The sequence below is a fragment of the Marinobacter persicus genome, from assembly GCF_900114155.1.
Lineage (GTDB): Bacteria > Pseudomonadota > Gammaproteobacteria > Pseudomonadales > Oleiphilaceae > Marinobacter > Marinobacter persicus.
Genome location: NZ_FOSC01000010.1, coordinates 102,958 through 123,071, shown reverse-complemented (window position 1 = coordinate 123,071; position 20,114 = coordinate 102,958). Strand labels below are relative to the sequence as shown.

Annotated in this window: 19 protein-coding genes; 14 read left to right on the top strand and 5 right to left on the bottom strand. The window is 55.4% G+C overall.

All coding sequences use genetic code 11. From position 1 onward, the window contains the following. Positions 1-122: 122 nt before the first annotated feature. The 4 genes from BMZ63_RS12085 to BMZ63_RS12070 all read left to right on the top strand — a co-directional run bounded on the left by BMZ63_RS12085 (position 123) and on the right by BMZ63_RS12070 (position 4,725). Positions 123-1,811 carry an ABC transporter permease gene (locus tag BMZ63_RS12085; protein ID WP_091705839.1) on the top strand — a complete coding sequence of 563 codons (1,689 nt, stop codon included), beginning with the start codon at positions 123-125 and terminating at the stop codon, positions 1,809-1,811. Between the two features lie 165 nt (positions 1,812-1,976). Then, positions 1,977-2,948 (top strand): ABC transporter substrate-binding protein, encoded by a 972-nt coding sequence (locus BMZ63_RS12080; RefSeq protein ID WP_091705838.1) that lies wholly within the window; start codon positions 1,977-1,979, stop codon positions 2,946-2,948. Between the two features lie 70 nt (positions 2,949-3,018). Then, entirely contained in the window at positions 3,019-3,921 is a 903-nt protein-coding gene (locus BMZ63_RS12075) for an ABC transporter permease (protein WP_091705836.1), read from the top strand. 9 nt (positions 3,922-3,930) lie between these two features. Beyond that, a complete protein-coding gene (locus tag BMZ63_RS12070) occupies positions 3,931-4,725 on the top strand; it encodes an ABC transporter ATP-binding protein (RefSeq protein ID WP_091705835.1) in 795 nt (264 codons plus the stop codon). Here the strand turns inward: BMZ63_RS12070 and BMZ63_RS14980 are convergent. Further along, entirely contained in the window at positions 4,722-4,871 is a 150-nt protein-coding gene (locus BMZ63_RS14980; RefSeq protein WP_177187079.1) for a hypothetical protein, read from the bottom strand. The genes BMZ63_RS12070 and BMZ63_RS14980 overlap by 4 nt on opposite strands. A gap of 122 nt (positions 4,872-4,993) precedes the next feature. On the opposite strand from BMZ63_RS14980, the gene BMZ63_RS12065 reads away from it, so the two are divergent. The 9 genes from BMZ63_RS12065 to BMZ63_RS12025 all read left to right on the top strand — a co-directional run bounded on the left by BMZ63_RS12065 (position 4,994) and on the right by BMZ63_RS12025 (position 17,025). After that, positions 4,994-7,132, top strand: coding sequence for an adenosylcobalamin-dependent ribonucleoside-diphosphate reductase (locus BMZ63_RS12065; RefSeq protein WP_091705909.1), 2,139 nt, complete (start codon positions 4,994-4,996; stop codon positions 7,130-7,132). Positions 7,133-7,161: 29 nt separating this feature from the next. Next, positions 7,162-7,860 carry a TSCPD domain-containing protein gene (locus BMZ63_RS12060; protein WP_091705833.1) on the top strand — a complete coding sequence of 233 codons (699 nt, stop codon included), beginning with the start codon at positions 7,162-7,164 and terminating at the stop codon, positions 7,858-7,860. 306 nt (positions 7,861-8,166) lie between these two features. Continuing rightward, positions 8,167-9,339 (top strand): site-specific integrase, encoded by a 1,173-nt coding sequence (locus BMZ63_RS12055; RefSeq protein ID WP_091705831.1) that lies wholly within the window; start codon positions 8,167-8,169, stop codon positions 9,337-9,339. Then, a complete protein-coding gene (locus BMZ63_RS12050) occupies positions 9,321-10,907 on the top strand; it encodes a site-specific integrase (protein ID WP_091705830.1) in 1,587 nt (528 codons plus the stop codon). The genes BMZ63_RS12055 and BMZ63_RS12050 overlap by 19 nt, the downstream gene beginning before the upstream one ends. Further along, positions 10,904-13,084 carry a helix-turn-helix domain-containing protein gene (locus BMZ63_RS12045; RefSeq protein WP_091705828.1) on the top strand — a complete coding sequence of 727 codons (2,181 nt, stop codon included), beginning with the start codon at positions 10,904-10,906 and terminating at the stop codon, positions 13,082-13,084. The genes BMZ63_RS12050 and BMZ63_RS12045 overlap by 4 nt, the downstream gene beginning before the upstream one ends. A gap of 10 nt (positions 13,085-13,094) precedes the next feature. Next, complete coding sequence (locus tag BMZ63_RS12040) at positions 13,095-13,589, top strand: hypothetical protein (RefSeq protein ID WP_091705827.1); 495 nt, start codon at positions 13,095-13,097, stop codon at positions 13,587-13,589. Between the two features lie 2 nt (positions 13,590-13,591). Then, positions 13,592-14,047 (top strand): VPA1267 family protein, encoded by a 456-nt coding sequence (locus BMZ63_RS12035; RefSeq protein ID WP_091705825.1) that lies wholly within the window; start codon positions 13,592-13,594, stop codon positions 14,045-14,047. Beyond that, positions 14,044-16,260 (top strand): AAA family ATPase, encoded by a 2,217-nt coding sequence (locus BMZ63_RS12030; protein WP_091705824.1) that lies wholly within the window; start codon positions 14,044-14,046, stop codon positions 16,258-16,260. Before BMZ63_RS12035 ends, BMZ63_RS12030 begins: the two co-directional genes overlap by 4 nt. 114 nt (positions 16,261-16,374) lie before the next feature. Then, positions 16,375-17,025: a metallophosphatase domain-containing protein gene (locus BMZ63_RS12025; protein ID WP_091705822.1), complete on the top strand. Its 651-nt coding sequence runs from the start codon at positions 16,375-16,377 to the stop codon at positions 17,023-17,025. Positions 17,026-17,198: 173 nt separating this feature from the next. On the opposite strand, the gene BMZ63_RS12020 is transcribed toward BMZ63_RS12025, so the two are convergent. From BMZ63_RS12020 to BMZ63_RS12005, 4 genes are read right to left on the bottom strand one after another with little or no spacing between them, the layout of a single operon-like run. Then, complete coding sequence (locus BMZ63_RS12020; RefSeq protein ID WP_227663573.1) at positions 17,199-17,825, bottom strand: SCO family protein; 627 nt, start codon at positions 17,823-17,825, stop codon at positions 17,199-17,201. Between the two features lie 17 nt (positions 17,826-17,842). Next, positions 17,843-18,199, bottom strand: coding sequence for a DUF3703 domain-containing protein (locus tag BMZ63_RS12015; protein ID WP_091705820.1), 357 nt, complete (start codon positions 18,197-18,199; stop codon positions 17,843-17,845). Continuing rightward, the gene (locus BMZ63_RS15170; protein WP_227663574.1) at positions 18,192-18,440 is read right to left on the bottom strand and encodes a thioredoxin domain-containing protein; all 249 of its coding nucleotides are present in this window, start codon (positions 18,438-18,440) and stop codon (positions 18,192-18,194) included. The genes BMZ63_RS12015 and BMZ63_RS15170 overlap by 8 nt, the downstream gene beginning before the upstream one ends. Then, positions 18,437-19,162: a cation diffusion facilitator family transporter gene (locus BMZ63_RS12005; protein WP_091705819.1), complete on the bottom strand. Its 726-nt coding sequence runs from the start codon at positions 19,160-19,162 to the stop codon at positions 18,437-18,439. Before BMZ63_RS12005 ends, BMZ63_RS15170 begins: the two co-directional genes overlap by 4 nt. Before the next feature lie 69 nt (positions 19,163-19,231). Between BMZ63_RS12005 and BMZ63_RS12000 the strand changes: the two genes are divergently transcribed. Continuing rightward, positions 19,232-19,639: a MerR family transcriptional regulator gene (locus BMZ63_RS12000; RefSeq protein ID WP_091705906.1), complete on the top strand. Its 408-nt coding sequence runs from the start codon at positions 19,232-19,234 to the stop codon at positions 19,637-19,639. Positions 19,640-20,114 lie beyond the last annotated feature (475 nt).

The window sequence follows — 20,114 nt, the reverse complement described above, 5'->3', positions numbered from 1 at the left end:
ACCCCGTTTTGTTTGAGTCGCCGCCAGGCATCTCCACGAAACTGATACGAATCATTGCAGGGAACACAACCACAATCTAGAATCGCAACCTTTCTCATCTCCACTATCGCAACAGGAACACCATGACCGAGGTCGTTACCAGCGCAAATCCCGGACTTGCCCAACCCCTGCTGGCCAAACGCACCTCCAAACGCTGGATGCTCAGTGCCCTCATCACCACAGCCATTGTTGCGCTTCCGGTCCTGTCGGTTCTGGTTCTTGCCTTCTTCCCCGAGGAAAACATCTGGCCGCACCTGCTGGACACCACCCTGCCCCGCTATCTGTCCACCACCCTGAAACTGATGGCTGGAGTGGGTGTTCTCACATTGGTGATCGGGCTGGCCACGGCCTGGGCAGTCACTATGTGCGAGTTCCCCGGGCGCAAGTTCTTCGAATGGGCCTTGCTGCTGCCCTTTGCGATCCCGGCCTACGTCATCGCCTATGTCTATACCAGCCTTCTGGACTACGCCGGCCCGGTACAGGGCGCGCTTCGGGACTGGTTCGGCTGGGCCAATGCCTCCGAGTACTGGTTCCCGGAGATCCGCAGCCTGGAAGGTGCCATTCTGATGATCAGTCTGGTGCTGTACCCCTACATCTACCTGTTGGCCCGGGCCGCGTTCCTTGAACAATCACCCTCACTGTTTTCCGTTAGCCGCAGCCTCGGGCACTCGGCCCTGAGCACTTTTTTCCGGGTGGTCCTGCCCATAGCACGCCCAGCCATTGCCGTCGGTCTGTCGCTGGTGCTGATGGAAACGCTGAACGATTTTGGCACCGTCGATTTCTTTGCCGTGCAAACCCTCACACGGGGCCTGTTCGATACCTGGATGAACCTGGGCAATCTCGGCGGTGCGGCACAGATCGCCACCACCATGCTCATCTTCGTGGTCATCCTGGTAACCCTCGAGCGCTACTCCCGGCGCAGGCAACAGCAGTTCGCCGCACGTGATAACCGCGACCCCATCCAGCGCTTCACCATGTCGTTCCCCCGCCAGATGATCTGCGTGGCCACCTGCTCGGTGCCGCTGGTTTTCGGCTTTATCATTCCCGCGGCAACGCTGGGCTACTACGCCTGGGACTATTTCGACGAGAGCTGGACACCCGATTTTATCGAAAACACCTTCAACAGCCTGTTCCTGTCCAGCGCCGCGGCCCTCACCACCTTACTGATCGGCGTCACCCTGGCTTACAGCCGCCGACTGCACAACACCCGGGGCATGCAAATCCTCATGCGCCTGTCCAGTCTGGGTTATGCCATGCCTGGCGCCGTCCTTGCCGTGGGCGTGATTGTGCCCCTGGCCGGCTTCGACAACTGGCTCGATGGCCTGATGCGCGATTATTTCGGCTTCAGCACTGGCCTGCTGCTGAGCGGCAGCGCGTTTGCCCTGGTGTTTGCCTACACCGTCCGCTTTCTGGCGGTATCCGCCGGCAGCGTGGAAAGCGCCCTGCAGAAAATCACACCCAGCATGGACATGGCTTCGCGGTCGCTGGGGCATACACCCGGGGGGACCTTGATCAAAGTGCACCTGCCGATGTTGCGGGGCACGCTGATCACCGCTGCCCTGGTGGTATTCGTTGACTGCATGAAGGAACTGCCGGCCACGCTGATTCTGCGGCCGTTCAATTACGAGACACTGGCCACCTACGTGTACCAGTTCGCCTCCGACGAAATGCTGCAGCACAGCGCGCTGCCGTCGCTGATTATTGTTCTGGCTGGCATCATTCCCATCATCCTGATGAACCGCTCCATCTCCAACTCCCGCACCATGGCCTGAGCGGCCGCCCGGCCCGGCGGGTACCGTGCAAGGGAGAATACAAAGGCCAAAGAAAGTGCCTCGGGGGATGGCCCCAAACCCGCAAGCCTGTGGTAAACTCTTGCAGCTTTGTAACACGCCCGTGCCCACGGCACAGCAACCCGTAAACAACTCGGAGACCGGCACATGGCCAAGAAATTCCTGCGCAGCCTGATTGGCGCGTCACTGCTGGCGGCGGCCACACTGGCTCAAGCTGAAGACCCTCGTGTAGTTGCTATTACCCAGATTGTTGAACATCCGGCTCTGGATGCTGCCCACCAGGGCGTGAAAGACGAGCTGGCCGAAAGAGGCTATCGTGAAGGGGAAAGCCTGACACTGATGCACGAAAGCGCCCAGGGCAACTCCGCCATTGCCTCCCAGATCGCCCGCAAGTTTGTGGGTGAAAATCCCGATGTAATCGTCGCCATTGCCACTCCCTCGGCCCAGACCGTGGCTTCCGCGGCGCGAAACATTCCGGTTGTATTCTCCGCGGTTACCGATCCTGTTGCCGCCAAGCTGGTTAAAAGCTGGGAAAAGCCGGGTGCGAACATCACCGGCGTCAGCGACATGCTGCCGATCGACAAGCACCTGGAGATGATCCAGCGCGCGTTGCCCGACGTTCAGACCATCGGCACCGTGTATAACCCGGGTGAAGCCAACGCTGCCGCCCTGGTCGAGCTGCTGGAAGAAAAGCTCACCGAACGCGGCCTGAAGCTGGAAAAAGGCGCCGCCACAAAGACCTCTGAAGTACTCGGCGCTGCCCGTTCACTGGTGGGCAAAGTAGACGCCATCTACCTGACCACCGACAACACCGTCATCAGTGCCGCCGAAGCGGTCATCTCCGTCGGCGAGCGTTCACAGATTCCGGTATTCGCGGCAGACACCGCCACCGTTGAACGGGGCGCGGTTGCGGCCATGGGCTTTAACTATTACAAGCATGGTCGCCAGACCGGCGCCATGGTGGCCCGCATCCTCGAAGGCGCCAAGCCCGCCGACACCCCGGTTGAAGTCATGGAAGAACTGGATCTGTATGTGAACCCGCGCGCCGCCGAGCGCATGGGCATCACCCTGCCGGACGACCTGATCCAAGAAGCCACCAAAGTCGTCAAAAACGACTGATAACGCCTGACCAACACGGGCGGACCCCAAAAGGGCCCGCCCGTTTTCTTTTCACGGTGAACCCATACCCATGCTCAGTGAAATCGCATTTTACGGCGCACTCGAAACCGGCCTGATCTACGGCCTGGTTGCCTTCGGCATCTACATCTCCTTTCGTGTACTGGACTTCCCCGACCTGACGGTGGATGGCAGCTTCCCTCTCGGCGCGGCCGTTGCCGCCATGCTGATCATGGCCGGCTGGAACCCCTGGCTGGCCACCGGCATGGCCATTGTCGCCGGCATGGCCGCCGGCGCGGTCACCGCCCTGCTGAATGTCAAACTCAACATTCTCAACCTGCTGGCCTCAATTCTGACCATGATCGCGTTGTATTCCGTCAACCTGCGCATCATGGGTCGCCCCAATGTGGCACTGCTGGGCGAAGATACCGTACTGACCCCCTGGTACGAACTGGGCCTGGAATTTCACCAGGTACCAGTGCTGTTGTTCGTGATCGTGGCGCTGGTGGTTCTGGTACTGCTCTGGCGCTTCATGAAGTCCGAAACCGGCCTGGCCATGCGCGCCACCGGCGCCAACCCACGCATGGCCCGTGCCCAGGGCATTGCCACCGGCGCCATGATCGTGCTCGGCGTGGCCCTCTCCAATGGCCTGGTCGGCCTGGCCGGCGCACTGTTTGCCCAGAGCCAGGGTGCGGCAGACGTCACCATGGGTGTTGGCGTGATTGTGATCGGCCTGGCCTCACTGATTGGTGGTGAAGCGGTACTGACACCCTCCACCGTGGTGCGGGCACTGTTTGCCTGCATCATCGGTGCCATCGTCTACCGTCTGGCCATTGCCTTTGCCCTGAACGCCGATGCACTCGGCCTGCAGGCACAGGACCTGAACCTGATTACCGCCGTGCTGGTAACCCTGGCCATCGTGTTGCCCGGTGTCCGTACCAAGCTCACCCACCGTTTTTCCCGCAAGCAAGCCTGAGGAGCCGACATGATCAGCGCAACCGATCTGAAACTGACCTTTGGCAAGGGAACGCCGCTGGAAAACCCGGCCTTGCGGGGCATGAGCCTGACCGTGAACCAGGGTGAATTCGTCACCGTGATTGGCAGCAACGGTGCTGGCAAATCCACGTTTCTCAACGCCCTGGCCGGCGAGGTCATGGTCGACAGCGGCAAGATTGTTGTCGACAACCAGGATGTTACCCGCCTGCCCACCCACAAACGCGCCAACCGCGTGGCCCGGGTGTTCCAGGACCCATTGGCCGGCACCTGTGAAAACCTGTCCATTGAGGAAAACCTGGCACTGGCCATCAAACGCGGACAACGCCGCGGCCTCACCTCGGCCGTAAAAAAACAGTACATGAAGCAGTTCAGCGACAGCCTGTCATCACTGAACCTTGGCCTGGAGAACCGGCTGGGCGACAAGATGGGCCTGCTGTCCGGTGGCCAGCGCCAGGCGGTGAGCCTGTTGATGGCCAGCCTGACACCGTCCAGCATTCTGCTGCTGGACGAACACACCGCGGCACTGGATCCCAAGACCGCCCGCTTCGTGCTGGAACTGACGGAACACATCATCGCCACCCAGCAATTGACTGCGCTGATGGTCACCCACAGCATGAAACAGGCTCTGGAAGTGGGTAACCGCACGGTCATGCTCCACCAGGGACAAGTGGTATTCGACATCGCCGGCAAGGAAAGGGATGGCCTGGAAGTAAAGGATCTGCTGGGCCTGTTCGAAAAGCAGCGCGGCCTGCAGGTCGACGACGACAGCCTGCTACTGGGTTAACCTTCCTCTCTCTGTTTGCCGGAACCGACCGTATTGATGCCGGTTCCGGCAAACGCCTGATTTCTCTGGCTTCCAGCCAATTCAAGCCTTTTGCCATTGAATTTCCTTGCCTGCAAGGCACAGGCAATAGTTCCTTCCTTATTCACAGAACACAATATCCTGTTATACTTCCCTCAAATTAAACCCACATATAGGGTCGCCAAACATAAACCCGTTGCTTGACGCAAGCCCGGGCCCACAACAGACAGACCGAAAACCGAGGGTGGAAATGAACGCAAAGGCAGAGCCAGTGATCTCAACGATTCCCATGCAGGAAGCATCGCTCGATATCTGGAACAGCAAGTATCAGCTGAAAACCAAAACGGGCGAGCCTGTCGACAAGAACATTCACGCGACTTACGAGCGGGTTGCCAAGGCCCTGGCCGAGGTTGAAAACAAATCCGTGCGCGCCAAGCACATGAAGAACTTCATCTGGGCGCTGCAAAACGGAGCCATTCCGGCCGGCCGCATCACCTCCAACGCCGGCGCTGAAGCCCATAAGCCGGCCACGTCCACCATCAACTGCACCGTCTCCGGCATTGTTCGCGATTCCATGGACGATATCCTGGAGAAAAACCACGAAGCCGGCCTCACCCTCAAGGCCGGCTGCGGTATTGGCTATGAATTCTCCACCCTGCGCCCACGGGGCGCCTACGTGGCCGGTGCCGGCGCCACCACCTCCGGCCCGCTGTCGTTCATGGACATCTTCGACCGCATGTGTTTCACCGTCTCTTCAGCCGGCGGTCGCCGTGGCGCGCAGATGGCCACCTTCGACGTTCACCACCCGGACGTGATCGAGTTCATCCAGGCCAAGCGTGAAGACGGTCGCCTGCGCCAGTTCAACCTGTCACTGCTGATCACCGAAGACTTCATTGAAGCGGTGAAAAACGGCGACGACTGGCACCTGTCTTTCCCTGTCACCCAGAAAGAAGTGGAAGACGAAGGCCTGAAGCTCGATGACGAAAGCCAGTTTGTCTACCGCGATTTCCCGGTGCAGGACGGTTACGTGGTCAACGACGAGGGCAAAGTGGCCTGTCGTATCTACAAGACGGTGAAAGCCCAGTTCATCTGGGACACCATCATGACCAGCACCTATGACTACGCAGAACCCGGTTTCATCCTGATCGACAAGGTCAACCAGATGAACAACAACTGGTTCTGCGAAGACATTCGCGCCACCAACCCCTGTGGCGAACAGCCCCTGCCCCCGTATGGCAGCTGTCTGCTGGGCTCGGTCAACCTGACCAAGTTCGTGGAATACCCGTTCACCGAGAAAGCCAGCTTCAACTACGAGAAATACCGCCAGGTAGTCGGCATCTTCACCCGCATGCTGGACAACGTGGTGGAAATCAACGGCCTGCCGCTGCCGGAACAGCGCCACGAAATCACCTACAAGCGCCGTCATGGCATGGGCATTCTGGGCCTGGGCTCCACCCTGGCCATGCTGCGCATGCCTTACGGTTCTGACGAATCGGTGAAATTCACCGAGGAAGTGGTGCGTGAAATGGCCGTGGAAGGCTGGCGCCAGTCCCTGGCTTTGGCCGCGGAAAAAGGGCCGGCACCGATCATGGAAGACGACTTCGAAATCACCCCGAAAATGCTGAACAAATGCCCGCAGCTGGCCAAAGATGGCTATAACGTCGGCGACAAGCTTAAAGGCAAGGTGCTGCACGCCAAATACAGCCGTTACATGCAGCAGATTGCCGCCGTGGAGCCGGAACTGGTTGAGCAACTGATCGAGAAAGGTGGCCGTTTCACCCACCACACCTCCATCGCGCCCACCGGCACCATCAGCCTGTCACTGGCCAACAACGCCAGTAACGGCATTGAGCCGAGCTTCTCGCACCACTACGCGCGCAACATCATCCGCGAAGGCCGCAAGACCAAGGAAAAAGTGGACGTGTTCAGCTTCGAGCTGCTGGCCTACCGTCACCTGGTCAACCCGGCCGCCATGCCGTTCTCCGAGGACGAAGACAAGAAACTGCCGGACTATTTCACCACCACCGACGACGTCAGCCCGGCACAGCACGTGGACATCCAGGCTGCGGCGCAGAAGTGGGTGGATTCGTCCATCTCCAAGACCGCCAATGTGCCAACCGAATTCCCGTATCCGGACTTCAAAGGCATATACCTGTATGCGTACGATAAGGGCCTGAAGGGCTGCACCACCTTCCGCTTCAACCCGGAAGCCTTCCAGGGCGTACTGGTCAAAGAGAAAGACCTTGAAAACACACTGTACGAGTTCACGCTGGATGATGGCAGCAAAGTGACCCTGCGGGGCAACGAAGAGGTGGAGTACGACGGCGAAATCCACAACGCCGCCAACCTGTTCGATGCCCTCAAAGAAGGCACCTACGGCAAGTACTGATCCGGGAACCGACAGACAGGAATACAACCATGACAGTAAAAATCAGCAATAAAATCGTCGGCTACCGCGTAAAGAAAGCCGAAGACGAAACCCCGACCGAAAAGCAAGCGCCGGTGCACGCAGAAACCAAGCCGGTGGAAATGAACGAGAACATCGAACGGCCGGATTTCCTGCTGGGCACCACCTACAAGATCAAGCCGCCGGTGGCCGAGCATGCGATGTACATCACCATCAACGACATCCTGCTGAACGAGGACACAGACCACGAAAGCCGGCAGCCCTACGAGATCTTCATCAACTCCAAATCGATGGAGCATTTCCAGTGGGTCATCGCCCTTACCCGGGTTATCTCGGCGGTGTTCCGCAAGGGTGGCGATGTGACCTTCCTGGTGGAAGAGTTGCGCAGTGTCTACGACCCCAACGGCGGCTATTTCAAGAAAGGCGGTGTGTTCATGCCCTCGCTGGTGGCCGAGATCGGCGCCGTGATCGAGAAGCACCTGAAGGCCATCGGCCTGCTGGAAAGCGAGGAAATGAGTGAGACCACCAAGCGCATCCTCGCCGAAAAGCGCGCCGAGTTCGAAGCCAGCCAGAGCTCAGCCACCAATGACGACACGGGCGCCGATTACCCGCCCAACGCCACCATGTGCGGCAAATGCAGCACCAAGGCGGTGATTGTGATGGACGGCTGCGCCACCTGCCTGGCCTGTGGTGACAGCAAGTGTCAGTAGCCCTTAGAAGTGGTTACTTATGAATAGTTAAGATTTTGCATGCTATAACCCTCAGAGCCTACCGCTCTGGGGGTTTTTTTATGAATATCTTCATCTATCAAAACTCGACAACTTCTCTTGCCAATCAGATTAAACGCCCTATACTAATGGATATATAAACAATTCCTCCTCAAGCCATTGTATTAAATGGCCTTTAGGTTTTAATTTATCCAATTTGGGGGATTAAGTATCCAATCTGTCCAGCACCAAAAATCGCCATATAAGATTGTTCAGTTTACGCACAGCGAATCTGGCGAGATACGGTTTATGATCGTGGATCGTAAGAAGGAGACACCGGTTGAGGCCGCGTCTCTTTACGAGTGCCACCTAATCCATAAGCACGATTCACACAAAACACGCCGACAAGCCCTGGATCGCTTGGTTCATTTGTATACCTGGGCAAACGATGTTGGTGTTGATCTGGACCGCCAATTGCTATCGGGGGAGGGGTTCACACAGCCTCAAGCCCGATCCTTCGCTGCGTGGCTTCGTAAACGATGGATGCAGGATAACGGCGTGCTTCCCTACACCAAGCGCAAAACACTCAATAGCACACTCATGGGTTGCTCTGTAATCTGCCGTTGGTTTATTTCTCAGTTTGCACGACCTGAGTCAGAGACCAAGCATAAGCGTGTCATCGATCTTGAGATCTTGCTTAGCGCCCAAAAGCGGATCTGGAAGGAACTTAACGTAAAGATCCGAAAGGAATCCGTTGCGGAGGACCTTTCTGACGAAGAAATCATGAAGATCGAGAGCTTCCTTCGTCCTGAAAACAGAAGTGGTTTAGTTGGTTGGGACATTGCCACCAGAGACTATTTGATATGGCGAATAGCCATCGAGTTTGGCTTACGAATTGGTGAAATCTTGGCACTTCGGGTCGAAGATTGCCCAACTCGTAGTACCCCTTATTTCCGGGTTATGCGCATTGAGGAAAGAGACCTGAATTACTTTGATCCTCGCCGCGATCCCCCTCGCCCAAAGACACTTTCCAGAGACTTGGGAATCCTCTTGGATAATTCACGGTTTCCCAATTTGGTGAACGAATACGTATCCACGAACCGATACGTTCCGGTAATTCATAAGGGAAAGAAAAAGAAACGTTTTAATCTACCACACAGATTCCTGATCACTGCTCGGAGCGGCAACCCACTATCCCAAAAGATGGCCAGCAAAATCGCTCAAAAAATCAAACAAGGAACCGGAGTGGACTTCCACTGGCATTTGGCTCGCCATGCTTTTTTTAACCGTGCTTATGCCGCAGCAGCTGAGATACAAGACCGCGAAGAGAAAAAGATAAGAATGGCGGATCTGATCGTCTGGGGTGGATGGGAGTCCCCGGACAGTTTGGACATTTACAGTCGAAGAGCACGGCGTGAGCGCGCCAAGACTCCTTTGAAAATTTGGCAACACGGTGGAAACGTATGGAACGCTCTGAACTGACGGAAGATTTTGAAACGGGGCTGTTTAGGCACCCAGATGGACGCGTTTTTGTTCGGTGTGAGTTTAATCCCGAGGACCCAGTTTGGATCGATGTTTCCAGCGACTCATGGAGTGCCACCTATAGTGGCAATCAGCATATTTGTGATTGGAGTAAGATTGATGCTTCGCCGAAGCTCATATCTTCGCTCCAAGACGTTCTGAAAGACCGCCTTCGCACGAATTCACCCTCCTATTTGTCAAGGTGTGAAATTTCTCTCAGGAAATTTTTCCGGATTTCAGAGGATATCGGCCTAGTTCTCGGGGACGACTTTGCCCTATTGGACACGTCCTCGTTTCTTGAGATCTGGAGCGTTCTCACCAGTTTCGATAGAAGCCTAATTCGATCCATCTACATGGAGTGTGCAGAGAAGAACATTGCAGGAGCAGATTACGGACTGGCCCGAGAGATTAAGGACTGGAGAGCGCGGAACGACGTCGTACAACTGCGAGATGTAGTACAATGGAATCCAGAAAAAGGTGCATTCACCGCTGCTGAATGGGAAATAGTCCGGGGCTTTCTTGAGCATTGGGACCTCAATGAACATCCCCACGTCATTGCCTCTAAAATTTTCGGTCGAATCATGACCGAAACCCTCAAAAGACCTTCCCAGATTTGGTCAATGCCGAAGGATGCACTTTGGGTTGTCCCCTCCTCCGACGGGCCTGACGAGTATTTCCTGCGTATACCGAAAGCAAAGGCTCAAACCGGTGAGAGGCCTGGCGTATGGCAAATCACTGAGTCACTTGGACAAGCCATACAGGAATATTCCCAGATTCCAGAAATCCGGACCCTTCAAGAGCAAGTCAATCGGCTTGCGGTTTTGCCCGGACGCCAGGGAACTCCCCGATGGGTTCAGTTCGGACAGGTAGATGCCCAGTCCGGTAAAACCTGCCTCCAGAATCTGGTAAGAAACGAGGAGCTGATCAGCCCTCGTACAGGTCAGGTCATCAACCTCACGCCCTACCGCATCCGCCACACGGGCGGCACAGCTATGGCTCTCCAGGGGATAGCAAGGGAGCAAATTCAGGAAATTCTGGAGCATGACTCACCATTTACCTGCGATGCCTATATTCAGGCCGTGGGATCGGACCTGATGCCAGCGCTCGAAAGAGCAACAGATCGCGGCGTCGGTGAAGTTTTCGCCATTCTGAGCGAAGCCTACTTCTTCAAGGGGACAATCACCGATGATATTGGAAAGAAGGCCATCGCCATCCCCACAGTTAACCTCCATGAGCCACCTGCAAATGATGCCCCAGTGCCTGCCGTCGTTGGTGGCTGTGGCAAGCAAGGGACTTGCACCAAGCATCCCTTCTGGGCCTGTTACAACGGCTGCCCCCATTTTTTGGCCTGGAAAGAGGCAGATCACCGAAAGTCCTTGGATTACGTGGAGTCAGAACTGACCCGCTGGAGCAAGGCTGAGGGAGGAAAGGAGCGGAGTAAGCTCCACAAAGACTTTGACCGGATCGCAGCCTCCATTCGGGAAGTTGTTCAGCAGGCAGAAGCAGTTAACGGGGATGCAGCAGTATGAATGCAACTGAACTCAGGCAATGGCTTTCTGAGATTCCAGCCAATACTGTTCTGATAGACAAAGTCTCCCCTTTGTTAGAGGAACTCCCGCAAGGTGCTTCCTTTCAGGACGATGAATGGGAGGTTATTGACTGGTTAACTCGCGGGGTAGCCAGAAGACGAAGCGCTATCCTGCGATTCTCCGGCATCACTCACACGGAACTTCGGAGCCTGACCAAGTTGTGGGTACTAGACGGTCGGCTCAAGAAGAAAACAGGTAAAGGAACAGCAGATAGCAAAATTAATGTCCTGACAGTGCTGGCTGAGGTTCTGGGTGCGCGCCCAATACTCACGTTCAAAACCGATGACTTCTACCAGGCAGAGAAACTGATTTCTGAGAGGTACGGTGAGGGCACCGCATTTAGGCAATCGGGATACCTGGAGGCGGCGTCGTCATGGTTGGGTGTCAGCCTCGGCCTCTCGCTAGACTATCAAAGCAGGCTCACCAACCCCGCAGTACATGGACGATATGGTACGGACGAAGGCAGGGCCAACAAGCTGGTTCCGGATACGGTATTCCGCGACCTCATTGCAGCGAGGCATCACGAGAAACTCATAGCAAAAGACGCGTTCTTCCTAAACGTCTTGGCAATTCAGATGGCGACGGGGTTTCGTATCAGCGAACTGATGGCCCTGCCAGCCAATTGCCTTCTCCGCGAGGGCGGCCATCTTCAAATTCTTCACTACCCAGCCAAGGGCGGGCTCCCAGTGCCTCGCCCCATTCATCCGAGCATGAAAGAGGTCGTGGAGGACGCTGTAGAGGCCCTCTTCGAGTTAACGTCAGATGCCCGGGCCGTGGCTGAGCGCATGCGCTCAGAATCCGGTCTCGATTGGTCCGCAATCTATGCTGATCCAGAAGCGTTACGATACTTCGTTGCCCAATGGGCTCACGAATGGACCCGTAATCCTAATCACTTGATGATCAATCCCAAAGGTGCCTGGTACAACCAAGGTCAATGTTTTGTTGATGCGATTGGCGCTCTCGAAGAAGTCGGTGGAATTAAAACCAAGGCTGCCCGAGCCCTTGGGGTCGACAGAAGCACTTTTTACATGCTCTTAGCCGCACAAGAGGCGGCTCAAAGAGGCGAATTACCAGCTATCGCCAACTCTAGGAACAAGGGCCAACAGCGAACCAGTTGGGACACGGATCTCCGAGTGGTTTCCTTCATGAATTTAGAAAAGCACACCTCTGTTCTTATCCCGCAAAAGACCAGAGACGTAGTCCGCGACATCTTGGATGAAGCACAAGAAGCGCAGTTGGCTGGCAAAGTTTATGCGGCCCCGGACCATAACCTGGAGCTGGAAGAGCGCTTTAGCTTTGAAATGCGACCATTGCTGAAAACCAACGAAGGTAAACCGGTCATTTACCCCTACGAAGCCCTGCTAGTGACGCAGAAGTACGCACTCAGCGAGACTCGTAGCACCAAGTCCGATGAGTTTTCGGTAGTCGGTGACCGTCAGTTCTCTTCTTGGCTCGCAGGCGAAGCTCGATCAAGGGGGACCGGCAACCACGAAGACAGCGTCTTCTCCCGCCTGGAGATCATTGATCCACGAAACGAAGAGTTCGTCAAATTTACGACTCATGACGTGCGCCACTGGCTCAATACCATCTACCAGAATGGCGGTCTAACCGAGGATCAGATTGCACTGATCTTCAACCGCAAACATAGGCAGCAAAACGCTGTTTATGACCAAACGAGCAACCGGGAACGCTCCGAACGGATGAAGCAGGCCATCCGTGACAAAATTGCCGTGGGCAATACCACCGATACCTATGCCGCACTGGCTGAGTTCGCCAGAGAGGAGGCGGAAGAATACCTAGCAGCTGTCGTCCGGATGGTGAATCCAATGCCTCACGGCGTATGCATGCTGGATTGGAGCACGGCCCCATGCCCTCACAATTTAAGCTGTTTCAGCTGCGAAACAGAAGATCCCGGCCCCTGTGAGCACTTGACTGTAGATCCCGGCAACAAGGAGCACGTTCAGGAGCTGCAACGAATCGCCAGGGAGGCTGATTTAATCATTGACGCCATTGAAGTGCAGGGGTTCGAGGAGTCACCCCAGATTGATCACTTCAAGCGCGTTCGAACGAACGTCGGTGTGGTGCTTAACCGGATTCCGGCAGTCGAGATTGAATAGGACATGTGTGATGAAGAAAACTGGTAAGCGCCAACTACGTGGGGAAGCCCTTGAGCGCCGGATTGAGGCCGTCATCCGTGAGCTGGCTTCCGAGGCAAAGCGAGCTGGCGAAAGCTTCACCTACAACGCGACTAAAGTGGCTGAGCAAGTCCCGACAACACGCAAGACCTTGAGGGCTCACGACGACCTTGTAGAGAAGGTTATAGCCGACCTGGACGCCCGCCGGAGAATGGTCGATGGCAATGCCACCATCGAGCACTTGCGCGAACAGAACGCTCGCCTCAAGGAACAGATTGAGGAAAGAGAGAAGACTATCCTCGCCTTACGGTCCCATTGCGCAAATATCTATGAGCGCCTCCACGCCAACTCAATTGAGGCGGCACATTTGATTCGGCCTATTGTCGAGGCGGAGAGCGCTAATGCTGGCCATTGCCTGCTGTGTGGCGGAGAGGCCCCCACATCATCGCGGCAGAGCAATGTCGTCCCACTGAAGGAGCGCAAGTAACTATGGCGAGTGGCCAACAAATAGCAGCCGCAAACATTAAAAAGTTCAAGGATTGGATTGAAGAACGCAAAGCCGCCGGGGACTGGAAAGATTACCTTCGCGGGCGGCAGCTCAATCGCACCGACATCGCCAAAGAATGCGGCTTCGCAACGTCCGTCCTTCGCCAGAATCCAACCGTAAAAGGCGATCTTGAGGCCCTAGAGAAGGAATTAGCCGATTCCGGCATAATCCCCAGTCCATGTGGCGAATCGTCGTCTCAGGCCACCTCTACGTCCTCAGAGAGAGCCACTGATGATCGCATCATCCTAATTAACGACAAAGCGCAAAAGCGCATTAAGGCCCTTGAGGAAAAAAATGCGGCTCTCTCTGCCGAACTGATGGAACTCCGCGCAAAGCTCAAACGCTACGAAATGATCGAAAAACACCTGACTGAGACCGGTCGGATGGTGCGTCCATGACAGATCTGTCAGTCGAGTTGACCATCACATCGATCTTAAGTCGAGGTAGAATCGGTGGTGTTATTATGGCCGGGACTAGCCCGGAGGGAATTCGGTATATCGCTCAATGCAATTGGAAGCTGATTCCCGATTCAAGCTTTCCTTCCAAGGGGCAGCGCTGGCATGTAGAGGGCCCAGTCGAGATGACGAAAACAGTCATCAAGGGGTCCGTCAAGCATGATCGTCAAATCTACGCAGAGACGGCTAGAATCCTCCGGCCATCAGGTCAAAACATCATTGCCTGGATCGCCGAAAACCCTAACATTACCGGGGTTGGTCACGTTAAAGCTCGCAAACTTTACGACCGCTTTGGACCCGATCTGATCAACCTGATAGAACAGCGGGAAATTCCTGCACTTACCACCGTCGTTACTGAGGAGTCAGCTCAGTTAATCTGTCATGCTTTCCAGCAACACAATGTTGGAGAGGTCCTGCTTTGGCTCGATCAAATGGGCATTAACCGTTCAATCGGCCAAAAGGTCATCTCCTGCTATGGCGATCAGGCCCGAGATAAAGTCGAATCCAATCCTTACCTCCTGATCAGCTTTGAAGCGAAATGGAAAATCGTAGACGGGCTCGCAAGGAATCGATTCGGTGTCTCCGAAAACGATCACCGTCGCCTAGAAGCCGCTGTTGAGGAAGCCTTGTACCGTGGCCTTTCCAACGGCCACACCTGTCTTCCGGAAACCAATCTACGGCAAGCGGTTAACCGGCTATTGCTGAAAAAAGACCTGGTGGATCAAGCTCTGGCATTGGGAGAAAGCACCCAATACCGCAAGGTATCAGACCGCTATCAGTCAGCAGGCACCTATATCATTGAGAGCCAAGTCGCTCAGCGACTCCATGAAATCATTGAGGGTGAAAACGCCTCCCAAGGATCAATCTTTCAAACCGGGGCTCCGAGTCACGAGTCCGTTGAATCAGCCATCGGGCAGTACGAACAGGCACAAGGCTTCGAGCTTTCTTTGGAACAGAAACAAGCAGTTCAATGCAGCGTTACCTCCAACGCCAGCTTAATTTTAGGCGGTGCGGGAACCGGCAAAACAACTGTCCTGAAGGCCCTCTACGAGGCCGTAGAAGCCGTTTCACCAGGCACCGCCATCTTTCAGGTCGCACTTGCAGGCCGGGCCGCACAGCGAATGAGCGAAGCCACAGGCCGGGGCTCAATGACGATTGCAGCATTTCTCCACTCGGTGGAAGAAACCATGCTTGGTGAGGGATCGCTGGTCGTAGTGGATGAAGTTTCCATGGTGGACGTGATCCTCTTCTATCGGCTCTTAGCACACATTCCACCGGGCACACAGCTAGTGCTCGTCGGAGACCCGAGCCAACTCCCACCGATAGGCCCAGGACTTGTTTTGCACGCGCTTGCGGGACACCCTTCTATTCCGCAGACCGAGTTAAAAGTGGTAAAACGCCAATCCGAAGCCAGCGGGATTCCGTTGGTAGCCTCAGCAGTAAGATCTCACCAGATTCCCAGCTTTGCTGAGTTCGAAGGAATCGGAAACGGGGTTTCAATGATTGAGTGCCCGGAGAATTCCCTGGACCAAACGGTTCAGCGCCTATATCGACAGCTTGGAGGGACCGGAACTGACTACAGCGTTCAAGTACTCTCCACCACCCGATCCGGGAATGGAGGCGTCCAGCACATTAACCAACTGTTCCGGGACCACCTTCAACGCGATGCAGAACCAGTATTTTGCTTTAACTCAGAGTTCGGGGTGGTACAAGGCATGACCCTCGAGCGTGTGCTTCTCTCCGTTGGCGACCTGGTCATGTTCACCAAAAACGACTACGCCATTGACTTACGAAATGGATCTTTAGGCCGCATTGTCTCAGCGCTGCCTGTCAATAACGAACAGTCGGACTGCTGCATCGTTGATTTCGAAGGGACGGAAATCGCCCTCAAGTCGCATCAACTAGAAGCGCTGACCCACGCTTATTCAATCACCGTACACAAGTCTCAAGGCAGCCAATTTAACCGGGCTATTATCCCTATTCGGCGATCTCGCCTGCTGGATCAAACGTTAATTTACACCGCCATAACAAGAGGCGTAGATCAGGTCGTGCTTGTCGGTGATCGAAAAGCAGCAGAAGAGGCAATTCTGGCACCCGCTTCTGCGGCTCGTCGAAACGTTACTCTTCCGGACCTAATGCAATCATCGACAAACTGAACCAAGTCGGCTCGAGTTTCCTTTCAGTAATTTTATGTGGCGACGTCAGAGGATTGAGATCCAGTTTTAGGACATACTAATGCGGACTGAATCAACTCGCGGTACTAAGCGCTCATGAGACTGGTATGCATATCTGACACGCACAGCCGGCATGAAAAAATGTTGCCGATTCCCGATGGCGATGCGCTAATACATGCAGGCGACCTGACCGGCAGTGGGAGTATCCCTAAAGGCTTCGAGGCTATCGAGTGGCTTGGGTCCCTTCCTCACAGCTACAAGCTTTTGATCGCCGGCAATCATGACTTTTGTTTCGAAGATTACGGGCCGTGGATGCGCGAGCAATGCGAGAACTGCGGCGTCATCTACCTGGAAGACGAGTCCACGGTGATCAATGGCGTCAAGTTTCATGGCAGTCCATGGACTCCATTCTTCCGGAACATGTCGTTTAATGCGCATCCGGATCTGATGGCCAAAAAGATGGCCCTTGTGCCAAATGACACCAATGTCTTGATTACCCATGGCCCGCCCTTGGGGATCTTCGACTGGATTCCTGATCTCGGTGAACGTGTCGGTAGTTTTGAGCTTGCGAAGACTATCGATCGTCTGCCAAACCTTAAAGCCCACATCTTCGGTCACATCCACGAAGGATATGGGTTTGGAGTTCGCGAAAGCGATGGGATTAAGTTCGCGAACGCGTCAACGTGTACAGAAAGGTACAAGCCGACAAACCCACCGATCATCATCGACCTTGGTGTGGAATTTTAAACCCCTGCTCGACAGCTCATCAGGAGGCTTGCCTGCCTGTGTTCTTGACACCATGTTTTGGCAGCTACGCCAGGTTTTGGTGACCTACGCCGCCAGTTTTGGCCGCGCACCTGTTCCCACTTAAACAAAAGCGAATATTCGAGTCATAGCTTTCCTCCAGAGCTTCAAGTCATTCAGGAATCCTCTTCAAGCAGGGCAACAAGGTCCTGCCGAATGGCTTGAGCGCTCAAATCTTCCGGTCGCATAAGCAGGCGAGGATTACCCTCCCGATCAAACACATAGACTGCACCGCTGTGAGTAACGGCGTAATCACCTTCTGCGTCCGGTTCTTCATGCCCGAACGTGGTCCGGTATCGCTGGGTGAGCGTTCGGAGGTCAGCGGCTTTGCCGGTGAGCCCGACGATCCTTTCACCAAAAAAATTGACGTACTCTGCCAGCCGTGCGGGCGTGTCGCGCTCCGGGTCGACACTGACGAACAATGTAAGTACCTCCTCCTTGTCTTCCGGGCTCAGGCCGCTAACGGCCTGACTGAGTTTTTGCAGGGTGGTGGGGCAAACATCAGGGCAAGAGGTAAATCCGAAAAACAGCATTCTTACCTGACCACTGTAATCGTCGCCTGAAACCGAGGTTCCCCGGCTGTCGGTCAAATTGAATTCAAGCTTGGGCATTACGCCGCTGATGTCTGTCCCGTGCCAATCCGGCGCATCCTCGCCCATGCAGCCACTGAGGAGGATTGCCAGCGTCATCAATGCCATGGATGCAAAGCGCTTTGCATGGTGTTGGAGGCAGAGTGTGATCATCAGATGGTGTCCTTCAATTACCTGTTGGAAGACTTCTGGTGTCCCAGAACGTTCGCCAAGTCTTCCGGCACGGCCATTGGTTCAAATGCGCTGACGTTCGCACGCCCCGTGTTGCCAACAGGCACCCAGATGCGTGACACCAGCAACGCCGCCATTGCCCGCGCCATCTGCCCGAAAACCTCTCGGGTATCGCGCGTTTTCCAGCCCAGCCGGAGCATGCGCAAGTGCGTTGCCGCATGGGCAAACGCGAACTTCTGGCTCAGAATATGAGCCCGTTCCAGATGTCTGAACGCTGTATCGATATCGCCCTTATTTTCAGCGTCAACGGCGGCGGCCAGCTCTGTCAGGTAGTACGCCTTGAGTTCATTATTCATCGGCCAGTTCCTCTGCCATATCGGTCAACTTTTTGTTGGCCCAGGCTTGCAAGGTATCAACCCAGTCTTCCGAGTCCTTTTCAAGAATGGCGTTGATTCGGTCGGATTGCATGTCTGCACGCGCCTGGACCAGATCGAGGCCGGCTGCCTCCGCTGCTTCCCATGCGCTGAAAACCTCTGGGTCGTCATGCCAGGCCGTCAGCAGCAGTCCCCATGGAATCGTCTGGCTAGTATTGGTCACCGGGATGGCTCTCCCGATTGACTGCCACAAGCGCTTTTCGAAGAAGAGCAGCAGCTATCGCCTGAGGTCTCAGCCGGCGCTTCGCAGGATTGATCGGCGGCTTCTGCGCCACCGGCACGCCATTCCTGCATACCTTCGCGGATGACCTGCCAGGCGGAGTGCAGGAAAAGCGCGGCAATGGCAAGGCCCACAATAATGTCCGGCCAGAGTGTGTTGGTGACCGCGACCAGTCCTGCGGCAATGATCACACTGCTGTTAGCGCACAGGTCGTTCCTGGAGCAAAGCCAGGTGGAGCGCATGTTGAGATCGTCTGCCCGGTGGCGATAGAGCAACGCGAAACACACGCCGTTGGCCAGCAAGGCAAGAACGCCAACCGCGCCCATCCAGTCCGCAGCGGGAAGCTCTTGAATCAGCACCTTCCTTATCGCGTCGGCAACAACCACGAGCCCGAACAACAGCATGAACCCGCCTTTGAACAGGGCAGCCCCGGCACGGGCGCGACGGCTTCTCTCCAGCACGAACAGCGTCAGCGCGTAGACGGACGCGTCGCCAAACATGTCCAGGGAATCGCCAAGCAGTGCGGTGGAAGCCGCAATCCAGCCAGCGCTGAATTCCACGACGAACATCACCGCGTTAATCGCAAGCGCAATATAAAGCACCCGGCTCTGGCTCGATCTGAGTTGCGCCAATTCGCCGGCCTTGTTCTCACAGCAACTGTCCACGACGAAGCCTCCTAAATTTTGAACTATGGCGATACACTAGGGGTTATAGTAACTATAAGGTCAATGGTGATGAGCAAGAAAAGCTACACGGTTGGTCAGTTGGCCCAAGATACCGACATCAAGCCGGTGACCATCCGCTACTACGAAAAAATCGGGTTGTTACCGGAAGCCAGTCGCTCGGCGTCGGGCTACCGCATATACTCGACAGCGGATCATTCGCGTTTGGTGTTTATTCGGCGAAGCCGGAGTCTTGGATTCAGCCTTGATGACATCCGGGAGCTATTGTCGCTGGCTGACCGGCAGCAGGAGTCCTGTGCTGGTGTGGACGCCAAGGTGGATCAGCAGTTGGAGCAGGTGCGCTCTCGACTGAAAGATCTGCGTGCGATGGAGCAGGAGTTGGAGAGGCTGAGCAAGTGTTGCGAAGGCGGGGTGATCATGGACTGCCGGATAATCGAGACGCTTTCCGGCGAGACTTAACCACACGTTTTCTCGGAAGCCTTGAGGAACATCAGTCAGGTTAAATTCCAGGCTGGTAAAGAGGGAGGCTGGGGGCGTATTTGCGAAAAAGTACGCCTGAATGTTCGCTTCGCGACCGGAGCGGCCAAAGTGTGATGTCATCACCAGCTATCGTAGCGTTACGCGTCTTGGGAGCGACTCGGATACCCGAAAATCCCACTTTCATAGCAGTTCATCAATCCTGGTTTTAAAAGCTCAGGCTCATGAATAGAAAAGCGGCCACAAGGGCCGCTTGTCTTCTCCACGGCCATCGGGACCTCTCCCTGTACCGCACTATCAAGTTATAGCGCCGTGTCTTCTTCGTCAAATACCTGCGGGGGTGAATCAGCGAAGCTGAGAGGGGCTGGCGAAGCCCCTGATAACCGCAGCAACGCTACCCGGCAAGTCGGTACTCTGCCGTGAGTACGCTCCAGGATCGCTTGTTCCACGGTATCAA

Excerpts from the sequence above, each read along its gene's own strand:
- BMZ63_RS12085 (WP_091705839.1), top strand. The coding sequence starts at position 123 with ATGACCGAGGTCGTTACCAGCGCAAATCCCGGACTTGCCCAACCCCTG.
- BMZ63_RS12080 (WP_091705838.1), top strand. The coding sequence starts at position 1,977 with ATGGCCAAGAAATTCCTGCGCAGCCTGATTGGCGCGTCACTGCTGGCG.
- BMZ63_RS12075 (WP_091705836.1), top strand. The coding sequence starts at position 3,019 with ATGCTCAGTGAAATCGCATTTTACGGCGCACTCGAAACCGGCCTGATC.
- BMZ63_RS12070 (WP_091705835.1), top strand. The coding sequence starts at position 3,931 with ATGATCAGCGCAACCGATCTGAAACTGACCTTTGGCAAGGGAACGCCG.
- BMZ63_RS12065 (WP_091705909.1), top strand. The coding sequence starts at position 4,994 with ATGAACGCAAAGGCAGAGCCAGTGATCTCAACGATTCCCATGCAGGAA.
- BMZ63_RS12060 (WP_091705833.1), top strand. The coding sequence starts at position 7,162 with ATGACAGTAAAAATCAGCAATAAAATCGTCGGCTACCGCGTAAAGAAA.
- BMZ63_RS12055 (WP_091705831.1), top strand. The coding sequence starts at position 8,167 with ATGATCGTGGATCGTAAGAAGGAGACACCGGTTGAGGCCGCGTCTCTT.
- BMZ63_RS12050 (WP_091705830.1), top strand. The coding sequence starts at position 9,321 with ATGGAACGCTCTGAACTGACGGAAGATTTTGAAACGGGGCTGTTTAGG.
- BMZ63_RS12045 (WP_091705828.1), top strand. The coding sequence starts at position 10,904 with ATGAATGCAACTGAACTCAGGCAATGGCTTTCTGAGATTCCAGCCAAT.
- BMZ63_RS12040 (WP_091705827.1), top strand. The coding sequence starts at position 13,095 with ATGAAGAAAACTGGTAAGCGCCAACTACGTGGGGAAGCCCTTGAGCGC.
- BMZ63_RS12035 (WP_091705825.1), top strand. The coding sequence starts at position 13,592 with ATGGCGAGTGGCCAACAAATAGCAGCCGCAAACATTAAAAAGTTCAAG.
- BMZ63_RS12030 (WP_091705824.1), top strand. The coding sequence starts at position 14,044 with ATGACAGATCTGTCAGTCGAGTTGACCATCACATCGATCTTAAGTCGA.
- BMZ63_RS12025 (WP_091705822.1), top strand. The coding sequence starts at position 16,375 with ATGAGACTGGTATGCATATCTGACACGCACAGCCGGCATGAAAAAATG.
- BMZ63_RS12020 (WP_227663573.1), bottom strand. The coding sequence starts at position 17,825 with ATGATCACACTCTGCCTCCAACACCATGCAAAGCGCTTTGCATCCATG.
- BMZ63_RS12015 (WP_091705820.1), bottom strand. The coding sequence starts at position 18,199 with ATGAATAATGAACTCAAGGCGTACTACCTGACAGAGCTGGCCGCCGCC.
- BMZ63_RS12000 (WP_091705906.1), top strand. The coding sequence starts at position 19,232 with ATGAGCAAGAAAAGCTACACGGTTGGTCAGTTGGCCCAAGATACCGAC.